This window comes from Mesorhizobium sp. M1348 (assembly GCF_040317925.1).
In the GTDB taxonomy this organism is placed as follows: Bacteria; Pseudomonadota; Alphaproteobacteria; order Rhizobiales; family Rhizobiaceae; genus Mesorhizobium.
The window spans coordinates 46,948-70,667 of record NZ_JAMYLH010000008.1; the positions used below are offsets into that span (position 1 = coordinate 46,948).

A 23,720-nucleotide genomic window follows, 5' to 3' on the forward strand; every position below is an offset into this window, starting at 1 on the left:
GAAAGCGGTGGCCAAAGCGGTGAAGCAACAGGCATCGGACGAAGAAAAGATCGTGCTTGCGATCGATATCGGCGGCTCGCACGTCAAGATCCGCACCAGCGCCGGCGGCGACGAGCGCAAGACCGCTTCCGGACCGGAGCTGACGCCGCAGCAGATGGTCGCGGCGGTGAAGACGCTGGCCGAAGGGCTGCAATACGATGTCGTCTCGATGGGCTATCCGGGTCCGGTGCACCACAACCGGCCGCTGACCGAACCCGCCAATCTCGGCAAGGGCTGGGTCGGCTGCGATTTCGCCGCTGAGCTCGGCAAGCCGGTGAAGGTCGTCAACGATGCGCTCATGCAGGCCATCGGCAGTTATGAGGGCGGCCGCATGCTGTTCCTTGGCCTCGGCACCGGCCTGGGGGCCGCGATGATCGTTGATAACGTCGCCCAGCCGATGGAGCTTGCCCATCTTCCCTACAAGAAGCGCGGCAGTTTCGAAGACTATGTCGGCGAACGCGGCCTGCAAAAGCGCGGCAAGAAGAAATGGCGCAAATACGTCTTCGACGTCGTCGACCGGCTTCGCACCGCGATGCAGCCGGATTACGTGGTCATCGGCGGCGGCAATGTCGACGAACTCACCGACTTGCCCGCCGATTGCAGACGCGGCGACAACACACGCGCCTTCGAAGGCGGATTTCGACTATGGCGCGACAAATCCCTGATTATCTGATATTGCTGATTGTCTGATATTATCGAGCACCGGCTCAGGGTTGTTAATCCCGCGCTGCCGTTAGTATTATTATTCAAAATAATGTGTGACGTGGTGCGGCGTCATTGCATTGCGCAGATTTGCCGACTAGGAATTTCTGCGACCCCCACGGACGGAGAAATAGATTGATCGACGACAACAACAACGCTCGCAAAGACATCGACCTGCTCGAGCTGACCGCCCATATCGTGTCCGCATATGTCGAGAAGAACCGCTTGCCGGCTTCCGGCCTCGGCGATCTCATCGCCAGCGTCAGCGCCTCCATAGGCGGGCTCGGGCAACCGGCAGTGCCGGTCGCCGCGCCGCTGACGCCTGCCGTCAATCCCAAGAAATCGGTGACGCCGGACTACATCATCTGTCTCGAGGACGGCAAGAAGTTCAAATCCTTGAAGCGCCATATCGGCGTCCATTTCGGGCTGACGCCCGACGCCTATCGCGCCAAATGGGGCCTGCCGTCCGACTACCCGATGGTCGCCCCCAACTACGCTGCCTCGCGTTCGCAGCTCGCCAAGGCGATCGGCCTCGGCCGCAAAGCCGCCCCGCCCGCGCCCGTCAAGGGCAGGGGCAGGAAGGCCAAGGCGACGGCCTAAAAGCGTTCGGATCAGGTCCGGTCGCTCCGCCAGCGGCAACGCCCGGCGGAGCGGAAATTGTTGATCCAGGCCGGATTTTTGCGCGCGTCCCGCGCCGAACTGCGCTAAAGGCTCTTTTGGCCGGACCAGCGCCCATCGTGGAAGTGCCCCGCCGGCCGACATCGCCGCCACGGGGCCTTATTCCATGACCACAGAATCCCAAGTACCGCCTGACCAGCGTTATGCAGCCTTTCGCCACCGGCCGTTCCTGAGCTACTGGGCGGCGCGTTTTCTCTCGACATTCTCCACCCAGATCGTGTCAGTCGCCGTCGGCTGGCAGATCTATGATCTCACCCGCGACCCGTTCGACCTCGGCCTTGTCGGCATCGTCCAGTTCCTGCCTTCGCTGCTGCTGGTGCTGGTCACCGGCGACGTTGCCGACCGTTTCGGGCGCCGCCTGATCATGGCGTTGGCAGTGCTGGTCGAGGCGGGCTGCGCCTTGGCCCTTCTGCTGTTGACGCTGCGCGGCCTCTCCGGGCCGATGCCGGTCTTCATCGTGCTCGCCATGTTCGGCATCGCGCGCGCCTTCTTCGGGCCGGCTTCGTCATCGTTGTTCGCCAATCTGGTGCCGCCGGAGGATTTCGCCAACGCCATCGCCTGGAACTCGTCCGCCTGGCAGACGGCAACCATCGTCGGGCCGGTCGCCGGCGGCCTGCTCTACGGGCTTTCGGCCGAAGCCGCCTACACCACCGCGGCCGTGCTGATGCTCATCGCCGCCGTGCTGATCTTCACCATCCCGAAGCCTGCCCAGCGCAGCCGGACCGACAGGCCGACGGTGCAGACCCTGTTCGCCGGCTTCGGCTACATCTGGAGCGAAAAGATCGTGCTCGGCGCGATTTCGCTCGATCTGTTCGCGGTGCTCCTGTCCGGCGCCTCGGCGCTGCTGCCGGTCTATGCGCGCGATATCCTCGAACTCGGCCCGTGGGGGCTCGGCCTGTTGCGCTCGGCGCCCGGCGTCGGCGCCGTCTGCGTCGCCATCTGGCTGGCCGGACACCCGATCCGCAACCATGCCGGCCTTGTTATGCTCGGCTTCGTTGCGCTGTTCGGCGCGTTCACCGTCTTGTTCGGCCTCTCGACCATCACCTGGCTGTCGATCGCAGCCCTTGCCCTGCTCGGCGCCACCGACATGTTCAGCGTCTACATCCGCGAGACGCTGATCCAGCTGTGGACGCCGGACGACGTTCGCGGCCGCGTCAACGCTGTCAACCAGGTGTTTGTCGGCGCCTCCAATGAGCTCGGCGAATTCCGCGCCGGCACCATGGCGGCGTTGATTGGCACGGTTCCGGCCGTGGTGGTCGGCGGCGTCGGGGCGATCGCTGTCGCCGGTCTATGGGCGGTGCTGTTCCCCCAGCTGCGCAAGGTGCGTCATCTCAGGGGACGAAACTAAAGCGCGACGCGCTTTAGTTCGTTTGTTGTGCATGTCGTTTTCCCAAGACCGCTGCACACTTTTGGGCACATGCACCGACTTCACCGCAGCGCCGGCTTGCCAAAAATCATCGGCAGGAACTCGCCGAGCCAGCGCTTGAGGTGCATGTCCCAGATCAGCCGGCCGCCGAGATGGTCGCGGCCGGGCTGCGCGCCGGGCAGTTCGAAGCGGTGCGCGCCGCGCACCACCCAGCGCTGCATCATCGCCCGGGTCAATTCGCCATGGAACTGGATGCCCCAGGCATTGTCGCCGTAGCGGAAGGCCTGGTTGGGATAGGTTTCGGCCGTCGCCAAAAGCGTCGCGTCTTTGGGCAGCGAAAAGCCCTCGCGATGGAACTGATAGACCATCTCCGGCCAATGCATCAGCCTGCTGCCCGCTTCGGTCGCCTTCAGCGGATACCAGCCGATTTCGACCAGGCCCTCGCCATGGCCCTCGACCCTGCCGCCAAGATGCTTGACCAACATTTGCGCGCCGAGGCAGATGCCAAGCAGCGGCCGGTTCTCGTTGAGCGGAATTTTGAGCCAGTCGGTCTCGCGGCGGACGAACTCGTCGCCGTCATTGGCGCTCATCGGCCCGCCGAACACCACGGCGCCGGCATGGCCATCCAGCGTCTGCGGCAAGGCCTCGCCGAGCGGCGGGCGGCGGATGTCGAGATCGAAGCCTTCCTCGATAAGCATATGGCCGACCCGCCCCGGGCTCGAATGCTCCTGATGCAGCACGATCAGGATCTTTGGTCTCGGGCTTGGCTTGGGCGGCATTGGAAGGCGGGATCCTGTCTATTCGTCGCTCGACGTTCCGGCAGCACCAGGAGCCGCGGCGGCCGCCTTGAGGCGCGCCTCGACACGATCGCGACGTTCGACGCCGATCAGCTCGGCGACCCGCCAGACGGTATTGTCCTCGAGTTCGTGCAGCTCGCCATCGGCATAAACGATCTCCCACATCAGGCCGATGAAGGCCTTTCGCGCCTCGGCGTCGAGATGGCGCTTGAGCACGCTGGTGAAGGCGTAGAGGTCGATCGCCTCATTGTCGGCCCGCTCGCCGGCAGCCGCCAACGCGTCGAGTTCGTCGCCGCTGATCGAGTAGCTTTCCGCCAGCACCTTCTTGAACCGCTCCCATTCGGTATCCTGGCGCACCCCGTCGGCGTTCATCACATGGAAAAGCAGGGCGGACGCCGCAATGCGCGGATCGTCGGCGCTGGGGCTGTCGCCACCACCGGACGGCAGATCCCTTAGAAACGACAGAACGCGTTCGAACATCAAATCATTCCCAATAAGCCCGGGTCCGCTCGACCCTGATCAGAACAAACGAAACCGGCGCGCCGATTTATCCGCCGCGTCGTCGGGATCGACGCCGGGGTCGTCAGGCAGCCGCGTCAATTCCTGCGCCGGCTCGACGGCTTCGGCATCGTCCGGCACCGCGGCAAATGCCGCCGCGGTGACCGGTGTCACATGATCCTCGCCGGCACGGTTTTCCGGCCTCTCCTCGGTCGCCGCGCTCGGCGTCTCGGCAGCAACCGCTGTGGGCTCGATCGCCTCGGCTGTTTCCTCTACCGGCTTGGCTGGAGCCGCGATGGCCGGCACCGGCGCCTCCGGCGTATCCTCATGGCTGTCGATCAACTGGCCGAGCCGCTCCATCGGCGCCCGCCATTCGAATGCGTCGAGCCTGCCGGTGATCGGCGATACCGGAGTCCAGCGTTCGGAGACGACGCCGTCGGCGACCCAGGCCGGGTCGCGCGGCGCCCTCACCGCCTTCGACAGCAGCTGCCGCACCTTGCCCTGGTCGCCGCTCTCGGCCTCCTCGACGTCGGCGAGCAGCAGATAGGCGCCTTCGCGGCGATCCATTCGGATGGCGGCTTCCGCCTCCCGACGGGCGGTTGAAAAATCCTGCGCATCGAGCGCGGCGCGCGCCACGGCAAGCGAGGACTCGGCATGATTCTTCTTCAGGTCCTGCAGCTTCTTTGCCCGGTTCAGCCGGTCGAGCACGGCATCGCCCGGCCTGGCATGGGTATAGAGCTCGGCGATCTCGGGATGCGGCTCGGCCTTCCACGCCGCCTCGAGGATTTTCGAGCCCTTGCGCACGTCGTTCTGCCGAAACAGCAATTTTGCCGCGACGACCGCCGCCGGCGCGAAATCCGGCCGCAGCCGGTTGGCTTCCAGAGCCGCCGTCCGGGCGGCATTGGCATCGCTGTCGATCAACGCCTGCGCCTTGGCGGTCAGCAGCACGGCGCGGCGTCGGTTGGCCGCATCGCGCTCGATCTGCCGGGTCGACTTCTGGGCGTCGACCAGTTTCAGCGCACCGTCCCAATCGCCGCGGCCGGTCAGGTCTTCCAGCGTCGATTCGGCCGCCCATGCCAGTTGCGGCGCCACTGCCGCGGCACGACCCGCGTAGTGGCGCGCCGCATTGCGGTCGCCGAGCCGCTCGGCCTCGAGATAAAGCCCACGCAGGCCGAGCAGCCGCATTTCGGGATCGTCGAGCATGGTCTCGAATTTTTCACGGGCGCCCTCATGGTCGCCTTCGAGCAGCGAGGCCTGCGCGTCGAGCAGCTGGATCAGCGGCTCCTGGTCGGAACGAATCAGCTTTGCCGCCTCCTTAGTCTTCTTGCGGGCGAGCGCGCCATCACCGGCACCAGCCGCGATCATCCCGGTCGACAGCGCCTGATAGCCGCGGTCGCGGCGACGCACGCGGAAATAGCGCGAGATCGTATAGGGGCTGTTCCACAGCGCCTTGACCAGCCACCAGACGATCATCACCGCGGCAACCACGGCAACGACCGCCACCGCCGCGACCATCAGGCTGACCTGGTATTGATAGCCGTTGAAGGTGACGAGCATTTCACCCGGCCGGTCGGCCAGCCAGGCGAAGCCGAGCCCGAGCGCAAAGACGACGGCGAGGAAGGCGAGGATGCGGATCATTGGGTTCCTCACGCCTTCATCGCGCCGGCGATGAGCGACTCGATCTGCATCTCGACCTCCATCCGAGCTTTCAGCTTGCCGGCAAAGTCGGCGCCGGCGGCCTTGGCCGCGTCAGGCAGGGTTTCGTATTCGCTGAGCGCCTTGGCGTAGTCCCCCTGATTGACCGCGACCTCCATGCGGGCGACGGTTTCCGGGACGCCGGTGCCTTCGACGGCGCCGATCGGCCTGACCTTGACCAGCGATTCGGCGCTCGACAGCAGCTTTTGCAGGATGCCGGCATTCTGCTCGACGGGCGTCGCGGCAGCGACCATGGCGTTGGCGGCGGTGTCCGCTTCGGCGGCGATCTCGGCCCGCGTCGGGACGCCCTTTTCGGCAAAGGCGCGCAGCGTCGCGATCTCGGGTGCATCGGGTGAGATGGCGGCAAAGGTTTCGAGCTCGGCGGCGAACGGCGCACCACGGTCGAGCGCTGCCTTGAGCGCCGAGGCGGCAATGGCCAGCGCGATCTTCGGCTGCGAAGCCTGTGCATCGACCTTGCCCGAGAGCTGTGAAACCGACTGTTCCAGGGCCGCAAGCCGGCCTTCCTGCGCCTTTGCCGTGTCGCCGGCGGATTTCACCAGCGCGTCGAGCGCGGCCAGCCTTTCGTTGAGCGGGCCGAGATCGACGGGCGCCGTGCCGCCGGCCTTGCCGAGGGCCGCGACCGCCGTCTCGATCTGCCTGACCTTGTCGCCAAGTGCTGCCACCCCGGCATTGTCGCCGGCGCCGCCTTGTTCGACCGTCGATTTCAACGCCGCGACGTCCGCCCTGACCTGGTCCAGCGCCGATGACAGCCCGTCCACCTTGGCCGATGCGTCATTGTTGGCGCCGGCCTGTCTGAGGTCCGCGACCTCGCGTTTCAGCGAAACGATCTCACCATTGACGGCGTCGAGCGACACGGGGCCCGACCCCGGCGCACCGAGCAGGCCGGCAAATTGCAGCCCGCCGGCCGCGGCGAGCGCGATGACGCCGCCGACAATACCGGCGGCGATGCCGTTGATGCCGCTCCGCTTCGGCTGCGCTGCCATATGGTCGTCCCTCGTCTCGGCTGTCTTCTCGCCGGAGCCCGGGATCCCCGGTTCGTTGGCCCTGGTTCCGCTGGATGCATCTTCGAAACTGTAGTCGGAAGCCGTGGAGCGACCGGGCGGCGCATCCGAACCGGCGGGATAAGGGGTTTCCGTTTCCCTGGTAGAATCGGTGCCGGCATCCGCCGGCTCTTCCGTGCCGGCGCGCGCGGCTGCGTCGGCGTGTTCCCATGGCTCGAGATCGGTCTGGTCGGCATGCACCGGCTCTTCAGGCGGCTCGGGCTGCGAGGCGTTCGCCGCTTCCTCGGCCCGCGCCTCGTCAGTCTGCGAGGTCGCGACATCTTGTTCGTCGGCGACTCGCGAGACGGCGCCGGGCTCGAGCTCGATGGTCACCGGCTCACGGCGGCTCTTGGAATGCCGCATCTTCGGCGTCTTGACCATACTCGGGCTCCGCAAAATTCGCTTCGGGATGGTTGAAAGGGTCTAGCACATCACCAAGCGGTGAAAAGGGGCGGCGTGATGACGCCACGGCTTGGAGTTCAGTTTTGGCAAAACGCCGCAGTGGTTTTGGGATACGGCATGCGGGGCCAGAAACAAAAAACCCGCCTCGGCGGCGGGTCGTTGGGGCGAATCAGCACCATCAGTGATTTTCTAGCATAGCTGCCGGCACAAAGCAAGAACAAAATGTGACTCGAGGGCAATCGTCCATGTTGGCGCTGCCCCTCATCGCCCTGCCGGGCACTTCTCCCCGTATAGTGACGGGGAGAAGGGGCTGTCACGAGGCTCGACGCTTCTTCTGCAACGCTGGAGATTGGCGAAATCCTCGGCGAAGGCACCCCTCTCCCCGTCACTATACGGGGAGAGGATGCCGGCAGGCAGGTGAGGGGCGGCGTCAACATCTGGAGGACAGGGATAGAGCCGCCTCGAGTGCCGGTCAGCGCGACGCCTGCAAAAGCCCCAGCAAGGCATCCTCGCTGGGCTCCGGCGCTATCCGGATCCTTTCGCCGGCGACATCGCCCAGGGCCGCGGCAATGCGCCCCGACAACGCGAAAAAGCGCGTGTCCTGAAAAAGGCCACGCAGCGCCGGCCGGCCAGCCAGGGCCTGCATCGCCATGGCCGCCTTGGCCGAATAGAGCAGCACCGCCTCGACCGGCCGGGCGGACAGGCGCGCAAGCACGGCCTCATCGGAGTAATCCAGCACAACGGCGTCGTAGGTCTCGACGGCGCGGACCTGAACGCCCGCCGCCTGCAGCCGCTCCTCGAAACCCGGAAACCGCACCCGCCCGCAGAGATAGACGATCGTCTGCCCGGCAAAACCACCAGCAAGTGCATCGGCCAGCGCCTCGGCATTGCCCGGGCCTTCGCTGACCGACAGAAACCCGGCAGCGCGGGCTGCTTCCGCCGTCTTCCTGCCGACGGTGTGGCACGGCAAGCCCGCGAGCGCCGCGATGACCTCTTTCGGCGCATGGCGAACGGCATTGGCGCTGGTGACCGCGACCGCGGCGGCGGCATCGGCGACCGCGCCGGCATCGACCGCCAGCGCCACGGTTTCGGTCAATGGCAGCAGGATCGGCTGAAAGCCGGCATCCGCAAGCCGGCGCGCCGTGCGCGAGGTGCCCGGTTCGGGCCTCGTCACCAGGACGCGGAGCATGTCAGGTCCAGCCGTCGAAGAATGTTTCGCCGGCTTTGGCCCGAACGGTCGCGGCGGCTTCCGCGCCGATGCGCGCCGCCTCCTGCGCCGGCCCTTGCAGCCTGACTTCATGCGACTGCGTGCCATCGGGCGAGATGATCAGCCCGGCAAAGGAAATCGTCCCGCCCGATATCGTCGCATGGCCGGCGATCGGCGTGCGGCAGGACCCGTCGAGCGCCGCCAGGAAGGCGCGCTCGCAGGCCAGCGCCTCGCCGGTCGGCCCGTCGTGGATCGCCGTCAGCATCGCTTCCACGTCGCGGTCGCCGATGCGGCTTTCGATGCAGATCGCGCCTTGTCCCGGCGCTGGCGGAAAGACGTCGAGCGGCATCAGGTCGGTGACGACATCTTCGAGCCCGAGCCGCTTCAGCCCGGCATAGGCGAGGATGGTGCCGTCGGCGATGCCGTCGTCGAGCTTGCGCAGCCGCGTCTGCACATTGCCGCGGAACATCACCACTTCGACGTCCGGCCGCATCCGCCGGATCAGCGCCTGGCGCCGCAGCGACGACGAACCGACCTTGGCGCCTTGTGGCAGGCCGGCAATCGTTCGCGCCGCCTTGCCGATGAAGGCATCGCGCGCGTCCTCTCGCGGCAGGAAGGCGGACAGTTCCAGCCCTTCGGGCAACAGCGTCGGCATGTCCTTCGACGAATGCACGGCGATATCGATGCGGCGCGCCAGCAGCGCCTCCTCGATCTCCTTGGTGAACAGGCCCTTGCCGCCGGCTTCCGACAGCGGCCGGTCCTGGATGCGGTCGCCGCTGGTCGAGATGACGACCACCTCGAACGCCTCGGCCGGCATGCCGTGCGCGGCCATCAGCCGCGCCTGCGTTTCATGCGCCTGCGCCAGCGCCAGCGGGCTGCCGCGTGTTCCGATTTTCAAGGTTGTTTGCATGACGCGCCGTCCGTGATAACCCCCGGCAGATCGAGGCCGTTTTCCGGGCTTTCTCCTATCGGGGAAAGGCCGGTTGCACAATCATCGAGGACAGCGACGAATTGATCCGCGTTCTGGGCATCGAGACGAGTTGCGACGAGACCGCCGCCAGCGTGGTGGCGCTGGACGGTCGCAGCACGCCGCAAATCCTGTCGAACATCGTGCTCAGCCAGATCGAGGAGCATGCTGCTTTCGGCGGCGTCGTGCCGGAGATCGCCGCGCGCGCCCATGTCGAGGCGCTCGACGGCATCATCGAGGCAGCGCTGGCCGATGCCGGCGTCGAGCTCGCCGACATCGATGCGATTGCCGCCACCGCCGGTCCCGGTCTTGTCGGTGGGCTGATCGTCGGCCTGATGACGGCCAAAGCAATCGCCGCGGCAGCCAAAAAACCGCTGATCGCCATCAACCATCTCGAAGGCCACGCGCTGACGGCCAGATTGACCGACGGGCTCGGCTTTCCCTACCTCTTGCTGCTGGTCTCCGGCGGCCATACCCAGATCGTCGCCGTACGCGGCGTCGGCGACTACCAGCGCTGGGCGACGACGATCGATGACGCGCTTGGCGAGGCCTTCGACAAGACGGCCAAGATGCTCGGCCTGCCCTATCCGGGCGGACCGAATGTCGAGCAGGCGGCGGCAAATGGCGATGCGGCGCGTTTTGCGTTTCCGCGCCCGATGAAGGGCTCGGCGCAGCCCGATTTTTCCTTCTCCGGCCTCAAGACCGCGGTGCGCCAGGCGGCAACCGCGATTGCCCCGCTGAGCGACCAGGATGTTGCCGATATCTGCGCCTCGTTCCAGGCGGCGGTGGCGGATGCGCTGGGCGACCGTGTTGCGCGGGCGCTGACCCGGTTCCGTCAGCAATTCCCGGACAAGGCCGAGCCTGCGCTGGTTGTCGCCGGCGGCGTCGCCGCCAACCGGACCATCAAGGCGACATTGCAGGGCCTGTGCGAGCAGGCCGGGTTCAGCTTCGTCGCGCCGCCGCTTAACCTCTGCACCGATAATGCGGCGATGATCGCCTGGGCCGGCATCGAGCGCCTGCGCGCCGGCATATCAGGCGAAAACGCGGCCGATTTCGTGCCGCGCTCGCGCTGGCCGCTGGACAGCGTCTCGGCCCCGATGGTCGGCTCGGGCCGGCGTGGGGCCAAGGCGTGACCGGCAGCGAACACAAGGCGCCAAGCGGCTGGCGCGTCGCCGTGCTCGGCGGCGGCGCCTGGGGCACGGCACTGGCGCTGGCCATGCTGCGAGCCGGTCATTTCGTCCGCCTCTATGCGCGCGACCCGGAGACCGTCGCGGCGATCGACCGTGGCGAAAATCCGCGCTATTTGCCGGGCATCGCGCTCGATCCCGGCATCGTGGCGACGAGCGACATCGAGGCCTCGCTCGACGGCGCGGACTGCGTGCTGGCGGTGGCGCCGGCGCAATCGTTGCGGATTATGCTGACGGCGGCGTCCAGCCATATGCCGAAAGGCGTCCCGCTGGTCCTCTGCGCCAAGGGCATCGAGCGCGACACCGGCGCGCTGCTGTCATCCATTGCCGAGGAAATCCTGCCGGCAAATCCGGTCGCCGCTTTGTCCGGCCCAAGCTTTGCCACCGACGTCGCCAGGGGCCTGCCGACGGCCGTCGTGGTCGCCGCCCGCGACGAGGCTCTGGCCACCGACCTTGCCGCCCGCTTTTCGGCGGAAAATCTGCGCTGTTATTCGAGCGACGATCTAATCGGCGTCGAGATCGGCGGCGCGCTGAAGAACGTCTTTGCCATTGCCGCGGGTGCCGTCACCGGCGCCGGGCTCGGTGCCAGCGCCCAGGCGGCGATGGTGACGCGCGGCTTCGTCGAATTGCGCCGCATCGGCGCCGCCTTTGGCGCCAAGCCGGAGACGCTGATGGGGCTTTCAGGCCTCGGCGACCTGCTGCTCACCTGCTCGTCCGCCCAGTCGCGCAATTTCGCTTATGGGCTGGCGCTGGGGCAAGGCAAGCCGCTCGCCGGCCTGCCTCTGGCGGAAGGCGTGCCGACGGCGGCAATCGCCGCCCGCATCGCCGGCGAGCGCCGGATCGACGCGCCGATCATCGCCGCCGTCGCCGCCATACTGGACGGCACCATAACCATAGACCAGGCTGTGTCGGCGTTGATGACAAGGCCGCTCAAGACCGAAACCGACATGTAATCCCGAACGATTGCGGAGATGGAAAGATGCTGTTTGCGTTGATTTGCAAGGACAAGCCAGGAAGCCTGCAGGTGCGGCTCGATACGCGGCCCAAGCACCTTGCCTTCCTGGAAGGGCTGAACGGCGACAAGAAATTGGCCTTCGCCGGCCCGTTCCTCGACGCCGACGGCAAGCCGAACGGCACTCTCGCCGTTGTCGAGGCGCCCGATCTGGCTGCGGCAAAAGCCCTGTCGGCGGCCGATCCCTATACCAAGGCAGGGCTGTTCGAAAGCGTCGAAATCCGGCAGTGGAACTGGAGCTTCAACAAACCGGCGGATATCTAATCGAGGCGGCACCTGAGGAGGAGCAAAACAATGAACTACTGGCTGTTCAAATCCGAACCCTCGGTCTTCTCCTTCGAAATGCTGAAGGCCAAGGGCAAGGCCGGCACGCAATGGGACGGCGTGCGCAATTATGCGGCGCGCAACAACATGAAGGCGATGCAGATCGGCGATCTCGGCTTCTTCTACCATTCCAATGACGGGCTCGACATCGTCGGCATCGCCGAAGTCTGCGCTCTGGCCCATCAGGACAGCACCACCGACGACCCCCGCTGGGAGTGCGTCGATATCCGCGCCTTCAAGGACATGCCGAAGCCAGTGACGCTGGAGCAGGCCAAGGCCAATCCAAAGCTGGCCGACATGGCGCTGGTGCGGCTCGGGCGGCTGTCCGTGCAGCCGGTGACGCCGGCCGAATGGCAAGAAGTTTGCCGCATGGGCGGCCTGACGCCGGCGCCATGACGGCGCTGACGCCGGACAGCGCCAAGAAATTCATCCTCGACAACACGGCGCTGATGGCGCCGCCGCATGTGCCGGAGATCCGCCTGCAACTGGCCGACGAGGCACATGAATTATGGCAGCGGACAGAGGACGAGCTGACCGAAATCGGCCTGCCGCCGCCCTTCTGGGCTTTTGCCTGGGCCGGCGGCCAGGGCCTTGCCCGCTACATCCTCGACAATCCGGCGGCGGTGCGCGGCAGGCGCGTGCTCGACTTCGCCTCCGGCTCCGGCCTTGTCGCCATTGCCGCGGCCAAAGCTGGCGCCGCGGAGGTGATCGCCGCCGATATCGACCCGCTCTGCGCGACAGCGATCCGCCTCAACGCCGAGGCAAATGGAGCCGAGATAAAATTCCTCATCGGCGACTGCATCGGCAGCGATGCCGGGTGGGACGTCGTGCTGGCCGGCGATGTCTTCTACGACAAGTCCTTTGCCGACAGGCTGATGCCGTGGTTCGTCACTCTGAAGGCGCGCGGCGCCGACATCCTCGTCGGCGATCCCGGCCGTTCCTATCTGCCGAGGGCGGGACTGAAACCGCTTGCCGTCTATGAAGTGGCGGTGACCCGGGCGCTGGAGGACGCCGAGGTCAAGCGCACGACCGTCTGGCGTCTTGCTTGACGGCATCGCCGAACAGGCGTTCCATCGCGCAATCGACCGGAGGGAACCATGGATTTTTCAGCAATCAATTGGCTGGCGGTAATCGTCGCCGCCGTCGTGGCATGGCTGTTCGGCGCGGCCTGGTACATGGGCTTGAGCAAGCCGTGGCTGAAGGCCGCCAAGCTTGATCCGGCGACGATGAGCAAATCGATGCTGCCCTTCGTCGTCTCCTTCATCGCGGACCTCGTCATGGCGCTGGTCATGTCGCTGATCATCGGCGCGGTGACCGGCGGCGAACCGAGCCTGCTTGCCGGGGTGATCTTCGGCTTCGTTCTCTGGCTGGGGTTCGTCGCCACCACGCTTTCAGTCAACCATCGCTACGAAGGCTTCGGCTGGGATCTGACGCTCATCGATGTCGGCCATTGGCTCGGCGTGCTGCTTCTCATTGGCGCGGTGATCGGCTGGTTCGGCGCGGCGGTGGGCTGACCGTCAGGTCGGGGTCTTGGCGATTTCCTCGAGAAGCCAATCGCGAAATGCGACGATGCGCGGATCATTCGCCGCACTTTCGGGATAGACCAGGAAATAGGCGAATTCGGGCGCGACCTTGATGCCGAGTTCGAAGGGCCGGATCAGCCTGCCTTCGGACAGGTCGGTTGCCACCATGGCGAAATCGGCGAGCGCGACCGCGTTGCCGTCGAGCGCGGCCTGGACGGCATCCGTCGAGTTGCCGAACACGATGGTCCGGCTGTCGTCGAAATCGTCGACGCCCGCCGCCGCCATCCATATGCTCCAATTCGGCCAGGTGACGCCTTGGCGCGACCACTCGATATGGGCCAGCGTATGATGGAACAGGTCGCGCGGCTCCTTGAGCGGCGGCCCTGACCGCAGCAAGGCCGGACTGCAGACGGGAATAATGACGTTTTCGAACAGCCGGTGCGATCGAAGCCCCGGATACTTGCCGGTGCCAAAACGGATGCCGAGATCGACGTCGTCGCGATCGAAGTCGCGCACCTCGTAGCTGATGTCGAAACGCAGCTCGATCGCCGGATGCTGCTTGCGAAAATCGTCGACGCGCCGCATCAGCCACTTCGTCGCGAATTGCGCATCGAGGGTGACCTTCAGCAGCGCCGATCCGCGCGCTGTCTTCTGCGCCCGTGAGACGGCCCGACCAAGCAGGTCGAGCGCATCGGTCGAAGCTTCGAACAGCACCGCGCCCGCCTCGGTCAGCCGGATCGTGCGGCTGGTGCGTGTGAACAGCACGATGCCGAGCTGATCCTCGATTTCCTTGATCTGGTGGCTGACCGCTGCCGGGGTCAGGCCGAGCTCGTCGGCGGCGCGGGTGAAATTGAGGTGCCGGGCCGCTGCCTCCAGCGTCCGCAGCGCACGGGTTCCAGGCAACAGGCGCGCCATCAGTGCCAGACGAGGAGGGTTCGGTCGAGCATTCCAATCCTCAAACAAAACTTGAAGATGCGGAAAAAACTACTCGTTTCCCGTTTGAATTTCAATCCGCCATGATCTGAGCATCAAAGAAACATCAAACCGGATTTGATGTCCGGAGAAGCGGATTGCACCATGTCTGACATCACCTTGCGCTCTGTAAGCCTCCGCCCGGCCTGGCTGCGCGCCGTGCTTGACTGGCTTCGGCACGCGAGAATCGCGGTCAGTCTTCCCTACGAGAATGTCGAGAATCTCTCCGACCGCCAGCTGCGCGACATTGGCGGCGAACGCAAGGACATCGCACGCGCCATGGACCGGGAACTCGGCCGGCTCGGCCTTCTCGACATAGGGTGGCAAAGGAGTAGGGGAGTAGGGGAGTAGGGGAGTAGGGGAGTAGGGGAGTAGGGGAGTAGGGGAGTAGGGGAGTAGGGGAGTAGGGGAGTAGGAAAAGCTAAGCGGCGCGCCCGCGCCTGTCTTACCCTTACTGCCCTATTCCCCTACTCCCTTATTCCCCTACTCCCTTACCTTACCACCCTTACCACCGTCCGCTCCGACAGCAGCGGCAGCAGCCGTGCCATGGTGCGGGCCGTTACCGCGACGCAGCCTTGCGTCGGCGTGAAGCCGGGGCGCGCCAGGTGGAAGAAGATGGCGCTGCCGCGCCCGCGCCGGCGCGGCACAAAGTTCCAGTCCAGCACCAGGCAGGCGTCATAGAGGTCGTCGGCCCGCAGCATCCGCTCATGGCTGGCGCCATACGGGATTTTTACCGGACGGTTGTAGTTGCGGTCCCCAGGCACCTCGCACCAGCCGAGATCGCGGCCGATCGGCGTCATCGCCAGCCGCGTCCGGCGGCCGCCGGCAAAACGGTCGCCGCGAAAATATCCCGACAATATCCGCATCGAGGCAAGCGGGGTGGCGCCGTCGCCCTCGCGCTTGCCGGCCGAGATGCCGCCATGCCCCAGCGCACATGGAAACACGAGTTTGCCAGCCTGCAGAAAGCCTTGGCTGGGCTGGCCTGGGCGCGCGCGCACGGTGAGCACGGTGAGCCCTTTCGGCAAAATTGCGCCGACTGCATTGCGATCGTGTTTTTTCTTGTATGATCGTGCCACGGAACAAATCACTGTGAACGGCTGTTGTGCCGGTCAGCTTCCGCATAAACAGGCAGCGGTCAACTGAAATCTCTTTTCAAAACAACGGATTGATCCATGACTTCACGCACCATTCTGATCGTCGACGACGATGACGACCTGCGCGGCACCCTTGTCGAGCAATTGTCGCTTTATGAGGAATTCGATGTCCTGCAGGAAGCGACCGCCGCCAAAGGCGTCGCCACGGCGCGCGGCGGGCTCATCGACCTGCTGATCATGGATGTCGGCCTGCCCGACATGGATGGCCGCGAGGCGGTAAAGATATTGCGCAAGGGCGGCTACAAGGCGCCGATCATCATGCTGACCGGCCATGATACCGATTCCGACACCATCCTTGGCCTCGAGGCCGGCGCCAACGACTATGTGACGAAGCCGTTCCGCTTTGCCGTGCTGCTGGCCCGCATCCGCGCCCAGCTGCGCCAGCACGAACAGAGCGAGGACGCCACTTTCTCGGTCGGCCCCTACACGTTCAAGCCCAGCCAGAAGCTTCTGATCGACCCGCGCGGCGCCAAGGTTCGGCTGACCGAAAAGGAAGCCTCGATCATCAAATATCTCTACCGCGCCGACCAGAAGGTGGTGACCCGCGACGTGCTGCTGGAGGAAGTCTGGGGCTACAATTCCGGCGTCACCACGCATACTCTGGAAACGCATGTCTACCGGCTGCGCCAGAAGATCGAGCGCGATCCTTCCAACGCGGAAATTCTCGTGACAGAAAGCGGCGGCTACAAGCTGGTTCCTTAAACATTTCATTATTCAAATAAGCGATCCGGGCGGGGCGCTTTTCGGGTACGGTCCTGAGGCTGGAGGTGGTTCTGGATCGGCCTCGTAGGGGAGGAGTCGGACTGACGGTTCGGGGACATAGCTAGATGGCGCTGGATGACGACATCCGCATCCTGTCCGCCGTGAGGCTCTTCGAGGGCTTCACGCAGGAACAGCTGCGTCTGCTCGCCTTCGGCGCCGAAACCACCAAGTTGCAAGCCGACCACAAGCTTTACCGCGAGGACGACGAGGCTGATTGCGCCTATATCGTGATCAGCGGCCGCATCGTCCTCTACCGCGAGCACGATGGCGAGCGCATCCCGATCGGCACCGCCGGCCCCGGCACCATGCTCAGCGAACTGGCGCTGATCGCCGACACCAACCGGCTGACCAGCGCCTCCGCCGAAATCGATTCGGAAGTGCTGCGGCTCAGCCGCAAGATGTTCCGCCGCATCCTCGAGGAATATCCGGAGCTGGCGGTTCACCTGCACCAGCGCATCTCGGAGGATTTCCAGGCGATGATCCGCCGGATCGAGGAACTTGGGCCGCGTTTTGCCGGCTAATGTAGCGCCTCTGGCCTAACCAGATTGGAACCGCGAGGGCTCAAGGCCGGTGCGTTGCGGAAACAAGCTCGGCCTTGCGCCGCGCCGTCTCCAGTCCGAGCGCAATGAAGCGGCGCGCATGTTTGGCCAACTCCATATTGTCGGTCCACAGATTGCGCCAGATCGCGGTTTTCCGCGACAGGTTCTCGTCGACGATTTCCGAGGAGAAGGATTCGAAGCTGAGGTCGTCGCTGTAGCCGATGGCGGTCAGCGCATCGAATATCCCCGCAAAATCGATATTGCCGGTGCCGAGGAAGCCGCGATGGCTCTCGCCGATATGGACATAGCCAATCTTCCTTGCGGCGTTGCGAATGGCCAAGCTGACATCGGCCTCCTCGATGTTCATGTGGAAACTGTCGAGATGCAGGAAAATGTTGTCGGAGCCGCTGTCCGCGATGAAGGCCATGCCTTGCGCTGCGGTGTTGAGCAGATTGCTTTCGAAGCGGTTGACGATTTCGAGGTTGAGGGTGACGCCGGCTGATTTTGCCGTCTCCGCCACCTCGGCCAGCGTGCCGGCGCTGCGGTTCCACTGGTCGCGCGTCGGCGCCTCGCTCTGCAAGCCGTGGCTGGTGCTGAGGATGCCGGCAACCTTCTGGCCGCCGAGATCGCGGGTCAGCGCGATCGTACGTTTCAGGATTTCGACGCCGTGCGCGGCAATCGTTTTGTCGGCGCTCGAAATATCGCCGTCGGCCGGCAGTCCGATGCTGATCGCAACACCGAGGCCGAGATCGGCGATCCGCTTGGCCAACCCATCAATGTCGACATTGGCGGGGTCGAGATAGGAGAATTCGATCAGGTCGAAGCCGGCTTCCCTGGTGTTGGCCAGCGTCCGCTCGAGGTCGCCCTGCGCCGAGCTCGCCGACCAGACGAATGAGTGGATTCCGATGCGCGACATGATTGTCTCCGGTTATTGCAGGAGTAGCGGACGTAAGTCCAAATCGGTTTTGGCAATCCGTTGCTCGAACAAAAAAGGTGCGGCCGGGCATACCCGCCCCACCAGGCTTGGGAGGCTTAGCGAGCTGCGGTCCAGCCCTTGTAATCCTTCAAATTGTCGGCGGTGATCAGCTTCGGGTCGAGCAGCACCGTCGGCTCGGCCGGCTTCTTGCCGGCAAGCAGGTCAGCCGCCATCGTCAGCGACTGGCCGGCCATCACATAGGGATCCTGTGAGGCCGAGGCCTTGATCATCGACGTGCCGGAGGCGAGTTCCTTCTCGATATCCGGCGCACCGTCGACCGCGGTGAAGATGAACTCCGAGCGGTTGAGCTGCTTGGCCGCAAGCTGGGCGCCGATCGCTGTCGGATCGTTGATGGCGAAGACCGCGTCGATCTTGTCGAAACGGGTCAGCAGCGACTGGAACACTTTCAGGCCGCCGTCACGCGAGCCTTCGGCGTTCTGGTCGTCGGAAAGAACCTTGATGTCCGGGTGTTTTGCCAGCACGTCCTTGCAGCCCTTGACCCGCTCCAGGATCGACGACGAGGCCGGGCCGTTGAGGATGACGTAGTCGCCCTTGCCGCCGGTACGATCGACCAGATACTGGCACGCCTCTTCGCCGGCCTTGACATTGTTGGTCATCACGGTGACGTCGGCGCCCGGCGCCGAAACATCGAAGGCGGCAACGACGATGCCGGCCGCCTGCGCCTTCTTCACCGCCGGCGCGATCGCCTTGGCATCGACGGCGTTGAGCATGATGACGTCGACGCCGGCGGCGATGAAGGAATCGACCTGCGACACCTGCTTGTTGAGGTCGTAGTCGGCCGATACCGAGGTCACCTGCACATTCGGGTTGATCTTCTTGGCCGCGTCCTCGATGCCCTTGATGGTGGCGACGAAGAACGGGTTGCCGAGCAGGCCGACCGAGATGCCGACCTTGTTCAGATCCTTGGCCGATGCCGGCGCGATGACGGCGGCCGCAAGGGCGACGCCGCAGAGCAGTTTAGCGATGGTCTTCATTGTTTTGTTTTCCTCCTGATGCCCCGCGCCTCTCACGGTGCGTTACACATGAAACCGGCTCGTTGGATGCCGGCGACTAAGGGCCATCACGTTCTTGCTCCTGCCTGGAGCCGGTAACGGTCGAGGGCGACCGCCACGATGATGACCAATCCCTTGATGATGTACTGCCAGATGTCCGAAACACCGGCGAGGATAAGCCCGTTGGACAGCACGGCGATGATCAGGCCGCCGATCAGCGTGCCCCAGATCGAGCCGACGCCGCCGACGAAACTGGTGCCGCCGAGGATGACCGCGGCAATGGCGTCGAGTTCGTAGGACTGGCCGAGCTGCAGCCCGTTGGCGGCATAGAGCCGGGCCGCCGACATGGCGCCGCCAAGGCCGGCCAGAAGGCCGGAAACGCCGTAGACGAAGAGCAGCACCAACGGCACCTTGATGCCGGTCAGCCTGGCGGCCTCGGCATTGCCGCCGACGGCGTAGATCCAGGTACCGAGCACGGTGCGCTTGAGCACCAGCCAGGACAGCACCACGACCGCCAGCGCGATGATGACCAGCCACGGAATGCCGAACAGCGACCCGTTGCCGATGAAGTCGAACGGCAGGTCCGCGTTGAACACCGTGGTGTCCTGGCCGAGCAGGCGGGCGACGCCGCGCACGGCGGTCAGCGACCCCAGCGTGACGATGAAGGGTGGCAGCTTGATATAGGCGATCAGCAGCCCGTTGATGACGCCGAAGCCGAGCCCGACGAGAATGGCGGCCGGCACGCCCAGCAGTCCCCAATCGGGCACCAGCGACACCATCACCGCCACCATCGCCGAGGCGGCAAGGATCGAGCCGACGGACAGGTCGATGCCGCCGGTCAGGATGACGAAGGTCATGCCGGCCGCCAGCACGATGTTGATCGACGATTGCTGCATGACGATCAGCAGATTGGTCTGGGTGAAAAAGCGCGGGTTGATGAACTGGAAGCCGACCGCCAGCAGGATCAGGATCGGCAGCATGCCGAGCGCAGCGATGGCGGTGCGCCACCTTGTGCTCCTGCCGACCGCCCGGTCGTCCGCTTTCATCGTGTCGGCCACCTTGTCGGTCATCGCTGAGCCGCTCCCGTTGCAAGTTCCATGATCGCTTCCTGCCGCAGCGGCTCGCCCTCCGACGCCGTCACCTCGCCGGCAATGATGCCGTCGCGCATCACCAGCACGCGGTCGGCGATGCCGATCACCTCCGGCAGTTCGCTGGAGATCATCAGGATGGCGATGCCTTTCTTGGCCAGATTGTCGATCAGCCGGTAGATTTCCGACTTCGCCCCGACATCGACGCCGCGGGTCGGCTCGTCGAGGATGACGACCTGCGGCTCGGTTTCCAGCAGGCGGGCGAGCAGCACCTTCTGCTGGTTACCGCCTGACAGCGAGCCGGCGTTGGCCTGCACCGAGCCGGTGCGGATGGAGAGGTCGGATACCGCCTTGGCGGCGCGCTTTTCGGCTGCCGTGAAGTCGCGCAGACCGCCGGCGTTCGCGTCCTTTGCCAGCACGCCCATGCTGATGTTGTCGGAGATCGACATGTCGAGGAACAGGCCAAGTTGCTTGCGGTCCTCGGTCAGGTAGGCGATGCCGGCATCGAGCGCCTCGCTTGGCGAACCGATGGATATCGGTTTGCCGCCGAGCTCCAGCGTGCCTGATGTGTGCCTGTCGGCGCCGAAGATCAGCCGTGCCAGTTCGGTGCGGCCGGAGCCGACCAGGCCGGCCAGTGCCAGCACCTCGCCTTTGTGGAGATCGAAGGAACAATTCTTTATGAGATTGCCGTCCGACATGCCGCGCACCGACAGCGCGACGGCGCGCTTGCTGTCCGGTGGGCGGTGATCCTTCTTGTAGAAGGTCGACAGATCGCGCCCGACCATCATCGATACCAGGCGCGAGGCGTTCAGATCGGCGCGGTCGAGCGTGCCGACATAGCCGCTGTCGCGCAGCACGCTGACGCGGTCGGCGAGCTGGTAGACCTCTTCCATGCGGTGGCTGATGTAGATGATGGCGATGCCTTGCGCCTTCAGCGTCGCGATCACCTCGAACAGCCGGTCGGTCTCACGCGAGGTCAGCGACGTGGTCGGCTCGTCCATGACGATGATGCGCGCATTGGTCGACAGCGCGCGGGCGATTTCGACCAGCTGGCGTTCGCCGAGTGACAGGCTGGCGACCGGAGTGCGCGCCGAAAAGGTCACGCCGAGCCGCGCGATGATCTCGCTGGCGCGCCGATTGCACTGCTCGCGATCGACGACGCCGAACCGTCGCGGCTCGTTGCCGAGAAAAATGTTCTGCGCCACCGACAGATTGGGCGCCAGCGACAGCTCCTGATAGATGACCGCAATGCCGGCGGCGCGCGCCTTGATCGGGTCGCCCGTGGCGGCCGGCACGCCGTCGATCAGGATCTCGCCGCCGGGATCCGGCCGGTAGGCGCCGGACAGCACCTTCATCAGCGTCGACTTGCCGGCACCGTTCTCGCCCATCAGCGCGTGCAGTTCGCCGGCATGAACGGTCAGCGAGACATTGTGCAAGGCGCGGATCGCACCGAACGTCTTGGAGATGTGGCGCATCTCCAGCACGGGCTGGCGGGCCGTCTCGCTCCTGGCGGCGGCGCTCATCGCGCACCTCCCGCACCTGCCCTGGCCACACCCCGGTCGGCGGCAAGGCCGCGCCAATCATTGCGATAGCCGGCAAGGCCGCTGAAACTTGCCGCATGCACCGCCTCCGGCGCCTCGGTGGCAAACTCGCGTCCGACGCTTTCGAAGGCAAGTGCGGCGGCACCGGTGGCGCTGCCCTCCAGCGTTGCGCCCTGCAGGAAGGCCTGCCCGGGACGCAACTGCGCCAGCAACGCGGCAAGCAGCCCGCCATTGTTCAGGCCGCCGTCGACGATCACCGTATTGTCCGAATGGATCAGCTCGAGGCACAAATCCACCATCAGCGCGACATAGAGCAGCGCCATGGCCGCGCGTTCCTCGGCATTGGGCGTACGCCCGACCAGTTCGCCGCGGCGGTGTGGAATCGGGCCGCCGGGCGCGAAGCTCGGCAGCGCCATGATGCCGGCGTCGATCACCCGCTGTACCGAGGAGGGCGCGATTGCGCCCTGCCAGCCGGCGCTGATCGTGGCGAATTCGCGCCCGCCCATGAAGCGGATGGACGGCACCGGGCCGTCGTCGACATCGACATTGACCAGCATGTCGCGCTCGCCATCGAGTGCATCGAGCGGACAGTCCGGATTGAGCACGACCACCCAGGTGCCGGTCGAGACCACGGTCACCGGCCCGAGCTGCTGCCGGCGGTAGGCATGGAGCGCAGCATTGCTGTCGTGGACGCCATTATGGATGGCGACCGGCTTCGCGGCCTGGCCGAAGCGCTGCTCGCCGATCACCGCGCCGGCACGCTCGAAGGCGGGCATCTGGCTGCGCCAGCCCTCGGCATCGACCAGCGAGCTGAAATCGCGTTTGCGCGGCGCCCACAGATGCGAGTGGCAGCCGAGATACGACACTTCCGACACCGGCCGGCCGCCAAAACGCCAGCTCCAATATTGGGGATAGCCGAGGATCGATTTCGCTGCGGCGAAGGCACCGGGCTCCACCTCCTTCAGCCACAACATGTGGCGGCCGTAGTTGAAGCCAAGCGGCAGGCGCGGCGAAAAAGTCTCGGCAAAATCCGGAATGCGGCGGTCGATCTGCGCGGCGATTTCGGCCGGCGGTTCCTGCTCGTAGTCGAGGATCGGATGCGTCAGCGCGGCGTCGTCGACCAGCGCGAAGGTGCAGCCATGGCCGGATACCATCAGACCTCCGACGCCATGCGTGTCGACGGCGTCATCGATGGCGCGAGCCGCCCAGTCGTGCAGCGCTGGCTCGTCGAGCACGCTGAAGCCGCCTTTGCGGATCCAGCTCGGCTGGGTGCGGCGCTCGTCGAGGATCTGTCCGTCCTGGCCGAAGACGAACAGCTTCGAATTGGTCTTGCCGAAATCGAGGACGGCGATGTTCACTGGGCGCCTCCCGAGGAAGCGGCGATCCGCACCATGACGCCGGCATCTTCGAGCATGCGCGCATCGGCGTCGGACAGGCCGTCATCGGTGACCAGCGTGCCGATCCGCGACAGCGGCAGCGCCACGTTGCGCGCGTGGATCGACAGTTTGCGGCTGTCGGCCAGCACGACGATCTGGTCGGCGCAGAGGCTGAGCTCGACGATCGAGCGGACCAGCAGCGGATGCGATTCCAGAAGACCTTCCTGGCCGATGCCTTGCGCGCCGAGAAAAAACTTCGAGGCATAGAACGGCACCGTCTGCGTCAGCGAATGGATGATGCCCGGCTCGCGGTGCAGTTCGCCGCCGGCGACAGTGAGGCTGCAATGGCCGTGGTCGCTGAGATAGGCCGCGAGCGGCATCGAGTTGGTGTAGAGCCGGATATTGCGGTCGGCGAGCTTGACGCCGAGATGGAAGCAGGTCGAGCCGCCATGCACGATGACCGCGTCGCCGTCGCGCACCATGGTGGCGGCGAGAGCGGCGATTTGCCGCTTGGCCTCGACGGCGAGGTCGCGGTTCTCGTCATAGGGCCTGGCATAGGCGACGCCGGCTTGCGAAGCGCCATCGAGCGCCGAGATGCCGCCATAGACCTTGCGCGCTTCGCCGGCCTCGTCGATCTTGTCGATGTCGCGCCGCACCGTCGCCGCCGACACGCCAAGCCGCTCCTGCAGCTCGCGCACCGATGCGAAAGGCCGGTCCCGCAAAAGCTCGACAATCTGACGCTGGCGGCCGGAGTCGCTCAACCCTTACCTCCCAATGCGCTTGCCTCCCAAGCCATTTTGCACGGCATTGCCATTTTGCACGGCAATTGGTGCAACTTACT

At 65.3% G+C, this 23,720-nt stretch carries 26 protein-coding genes; 12 read left to right on the forward strand and 14 right to left on the reverse strand.

Going from position 1 to position 23,720, the window contains the following annotated elements; genetic code table 11:
* Positions 1 to 7 precede the first annotated feature (7 nt).
* From NKH13_RS15825 to NKH13_RS15835, 3 genes are all read left to right on the forward strand, one after another.
* Positions 8 to 712: an ROK family protein gene (locus tag NKH13_RS15825; RefSeq protein WP_352912960.1), complete on the forward strand. Its 705-nt coding sequence runs from the start codon at positions 8 to 10 to the stop codon at positions 710 to 712.
* 164 nt (positions 713 to 876) lie between these two features.
* Positions 877 to 1,341 carry a Ros/MucR family transcriptional regulator gene (locus NKH13_RS15830; protein ID WP_352468167.1) on the forward strand — a complete coding sequence of 155 codons (465 nt, stop codon included), beginning with the start codon at positions 877 to 879 and terminating at the stop codon, positions 1,339 to 1,341.
* 184 nt (positions 1,342 to 1,525) lie between these two features.
* On the forward strand, positions 1,526 to 2,767 hold the full coding sequence (locus NKH13_RS15835) for an MFS transporter (RefSeq protein WP_352912961.1): 1,242 nt from the start codon (positions 1,526 to 1,528) through the stop codon (positions 2,765 to 2,767).
* 80 nt (positions 2,768 to 2,847) lie between these two features.
* Here NKH13_RS15835 and NKH13_RS15840 read toward each other — a convergent pair whose 3' ends face one another.
* The 6 genes from NKH13_RS15840 to hemC form a co-directional block, all read right to left on the reverse strand.
* Positions 2,848 to 3,564 carry a glutamine amidotransferase gene (locus NKH13_RS15840; protein WP_292657163.1) on the reverse strand — a complete coding sequence of 239 codons (717 nt, stop codon included), beginning with the start codon at positions 3,562 to 3,564 and terminating at the stop codon, positions 2,848 to 2,850.
* An 18-nt stretch (positions 3,565 to 3,582) separates the two neighbouring features.
* On the reverse strand, positions 3,583 to 4,062 hold the full coding sequence (locus tag NKH13_RS15845; protein WP_352468165.1) for a tellurite resistance TerB family protein: 480 nt from the start codon (positions 4,060 to 4,062) through the stop codon (positions 3,583 to 3,585).
* A 39-nt stretch (positions 4,063 to 4,101) separates the two neighbouring features.
* On the reverse strand, positions 4,102 to 5,718 hold the full coding sequence (locus NKH13_RS15850) for a heme biosynthesis protein HemY (RefSeq protein ID WP_352912962.1): 1,617 nt from the start codon (positions 5,716 to 5,718) through the stop codon (positions 4,102 to 4,104).
* Between the two features lie 8 nt (positions 5,719 to 5,726).
* Entirely contained in the window at positions 5,727 to 7,217 is a 1,491-nt protein-coding gene (locus tag NKH13_RS15855; RefSeq protein ID WP_352912963.1) for a COG4223 family protein, read from the reverse strand.
* A gap of 493 nt (positions 7,218 to 7,710) precedes the next feature.
* Positions 7,711 to 8,427, reverse strand: a complete 717-nt coding sequence (locus NKH13_RS15860; protein ID WP_352912964.1) for a uroporphyrinogen-III synthase — start codon at positions 8,425 to 8,427, stop codon at positions 7,711 to 7,713.
* A gap of 1 nt (position 8,428) precedes the next feature.
* Positions 8,429 to 9,355, reverse strand: a complete 927-nt coding sequence (gene hemC, locus NKH13_RS15865; protein WP_352912965.1) for a hydroxymethylbilane synthase — start codon at positions 9,353 to 9,355, stop codon at positions 8,429 to 8,431.
* Positions 9,356 to 9,459: 104 nt separating this feature from the next.
* Here hemC and tsaD point away from each other — a divergent pair, with 104 nt between their 5' ends.
* Genes tsaD through NKH13_RS15895 form a run of 6 tightly spaced genes read left to right on the forward strand, consistent with a single transcriptional unit; the run spans position 9,460 to position 13,449 of the window.
* Entirely contained in the window at positions 9,460 to 10,545 is a 1,086-nt protein-coding gene (gene tsaD / locus NKH13_RS15870; RefSeq protein ID WP_352718534.1) for a tRNA (adenosine(37)-N6)-threonylcarbamoyltransferase complex transferase subunit TsaD, read from the forward strand.
* Entirely contained in the window at positions 10,542 to 11,552 is a 1,011-nt protein-coding gene (locus tag NKH13_RS15875) for an NAD(P)H-dependent glycerol-3-phosphate dehydrogenase (RefSeq protein WP_352912966.1), read from the forward strand. The genes tsaD and NKH13_RS15875 overlap by 4 nt, the downstream gene beginning before the upstream one ends.
* Before the next feature lie 26 nt (positions 11,553 to 11,578).
* Positions 11,579 to 11,875 (forward strand): YciI-like protein, encoded by a 297-nt coding sequence (locus NKH13_RS15880; RefSeq protein ID WP_292663798.1) that lies wholly within the window; start codon positions 11,579 to 11,581, stop codon positions 11,873 to 11,875.
* A 30-nt stretch (positions 11,876 to 11,905) separates the two neighbouring features.
* Positions 11,906 to 12,331, forward strand: a complete 426-nt coding sequence (locus tag NKH13_RS15885; RefSeq protein ID WP_352468158.1) for an EVE domain-containing protein — start codon at positions 11,906 to 11,908, stop codon at positions 12,329 to 12,331.
* The gene (locus NKH13_RS15890) at positions 12,286 to 12,984 is read left to right on the forward strand and encodes a class I SAM-dependent methyltransferase (protein ID WP_502908310.1); all 699 of its coding nucleotides are present in this window, start codon (positions 12,286 to 12,288) and stop codon (positions 12,982 to 12,984) included. Before NKH13_RS15885 ends, NKH13_RS15890 begins: the two co-directional genes overlap by 46 nt.
* A 48-nt stretch (positions 12,985 to 13,032) precedes the next feature.
* The gene (locus NKH13_RS15895; RefSeq protein WP_352912967.1) at positions 13,033 to 13,449 is read left to right on the forward strand and encodes a DUF1761 domain-containing protein; all 417 of its coding nucleotides are present in this window, start codon (positions 13,033 to 13,035) and stop codon (positions 13,447 to 13,449) included.
* Between the two features lie 3 nt (positions 13,450 to 13,452).
* On the opposite strand, the gene gcvA is transcribed toward NKH13_RS15895, so the two are convergent.
* On the reverse strand, positions 13,453 to 14,373 hold the full coding sequence (gene gcvA / locus NKH13_RS15900; protein ID WP_352912968.1) for a transcriptional regulator GcvA: 921 nt from the start codon (positions 14,371 to 14,373) through the stop codon (positions 13,453 to 13,455).
* A gap of 162 nt (positions 14,374 to 14,535) precedes the next feature.
* Here gcvA and NKH13_RS15905 point away from each other — a divergent pair, with 162 nt between their 5' ends.
* Complete coding sequence (locus NKH13_RS15905) at positions 14,536 to 14,781, forward strand: hypothetical protein (protein ID WP_352912969.1); 246 nt, start codon at positions 14,536 to 14,538, stop codon at positions 14,779 to 14,781.
* 140 nt (positions 14,782 to 14,921) lie between these two features.
* On the opposite strand, the gene NKH13_RS15910 is transcribed toward NKH13_RS15905, so the two are convergent.
* Positions 14,922 to 15,458: a L,D-transpeptidase family protein gene (locus NKH13_RS15910; RefSeq protein WP_352913174.1), complete on the reverse strand. Its 537-nt coding sequence runs from the start codon at positions 15,456 to 15,458 to the stop codon at positions 14,922 to 14,924.
* 144 nt (positions 15,459 to 15,602) lie between these two features.
* On the opposite strand from NKH13_RS15910, the gene NKH13_RS15915 reads away from it, so the two are divergent.
* Both NKH13_RS15915 and NKH13_RS15920 read left to right on the forward strand, forming a co-directional pair.
* Positions 15,603 to 16,286: a response regulator transcription factor gene (locus NKH13_RS15915; RefSeq protein WP_023680479.1), complete on the forward strand. Its 684-nt coding sequence runs from the start codon at positions 15,603 to 15,605 to the stop codon at positions 16,284 to 16,286.
* Between the two features lie 125 nt (positions 16,287 to 16,411).
* Positions 16,412 to 16,867 carry a Crp/Fnr family transcriptional regulator gene (locus NKH13_RS15920; RefSeq protein WP_352718480.1) on the forward strand — a complete coding sequence of 152 codons (456 nt, stop codon included), beginning with the start codon at positions 16,412 to 16,414 and terminating at the stop codon, positions 16,865 to 16,867.
* A gap of 40 nt (positions 16,868 to 16,907) precedes the next feature.
* Here NKH13_RS15920 and NKH13_RS15925 read toward each other — a convergent pair whose 3' ends face one another.
* The 6 genes from NKH13_RS15925 to NKH13_RS15950 all read right to left on the reverse strand — a co-directional run bounded on the left by NKH13_RS15925 (position 16,908) and on the right by NKH13_RS15950 (position 23,640).
* The gene (locus tag NKH13_RS15925) at positions 16,908 to 17,801 is read right to left on the reverse strand and encodes a sugar phosphate isomerase/epimerase family protein (RefSeq protein WP_352912970.1); all 894 of its coding nucleotides are present in this window, start codon (positions 17,799 to 17,801) and stop codon (positions 16,908 to 16,910) included.
* A 116-nt stretch (positions 17,802 to 17,917) separates the two neighbouring features.
* The gene (locus NKH13_RS15930; protein WP_352912971.1) at positions 17,918 to 18,856 is read right to left on the reverse strand and encodes an ABC transporter substrate-binding protein; all 939 of its coding nucleotides are present in this window, start codon (positions 18,854 to 18,856) and stop codon (positions 17,918 to 17,920) included.
* Positions 18,857 to 18,942: 86 nt separating this feature from the next.
* Positions 18,943 to 19,920 (reverse strand): ABC transporter permease subunit, encoded by a 978-nt coding sequence (locus NKH13_RS15935; protein ID WP_502894527.1) that lies wholly within the window; start codon positions 19,918 to 19,920, stop codon positions 18,943 to 18,945.
* Between the two features lie 20 nt (positions 19,921 to 19,940).
* Positions 19,941 to 21,485, reverse strand: coding sequence for a sugar ABC transporter ATP-binding protein (locus NKH13_RS15940; protein WP_352912972.1), 1,545 nt, complete (start codon positions 21,483 to 21,485; stop codon positions 19,941 to 19,943).
* Positions 21,482 to 22,861 carry an FGGY-family carbohydrate kinase gene (locus tag NKH13_RS15945; protein WP_352912973.1) on the reverse strand — a complete coding sequence of 460 codons (1,380 nt, stop codon included), beginning with the start codon at positions 22,859 to 22,861 and terminating at the stop codon, positions 21,482 to 21,484. The genes NKH13_RS15940 and NKH13_RS15945 overlap by 4 nt, the downstream gene beginning before the upstream one ends.
* Positions 22,858 to 23,640, reverse strand: a complete 783-nt coding sequence (locus NKH13_RS15950) for a DeoR/GlpR family DNA-binding transcription regulator (protein ID WP_292663773.1) — start codon at positions 23,638 to 23,640, stop codon at positions 22,858 to 22,860. The genes NKH13_RS15945 and NKH13_RS15950 overlap by 4 nt, the downstream gene beginning before the upstream one ends.
* Positions 23,641 to 23,720 lie beyond the last annotated feature (80 nt).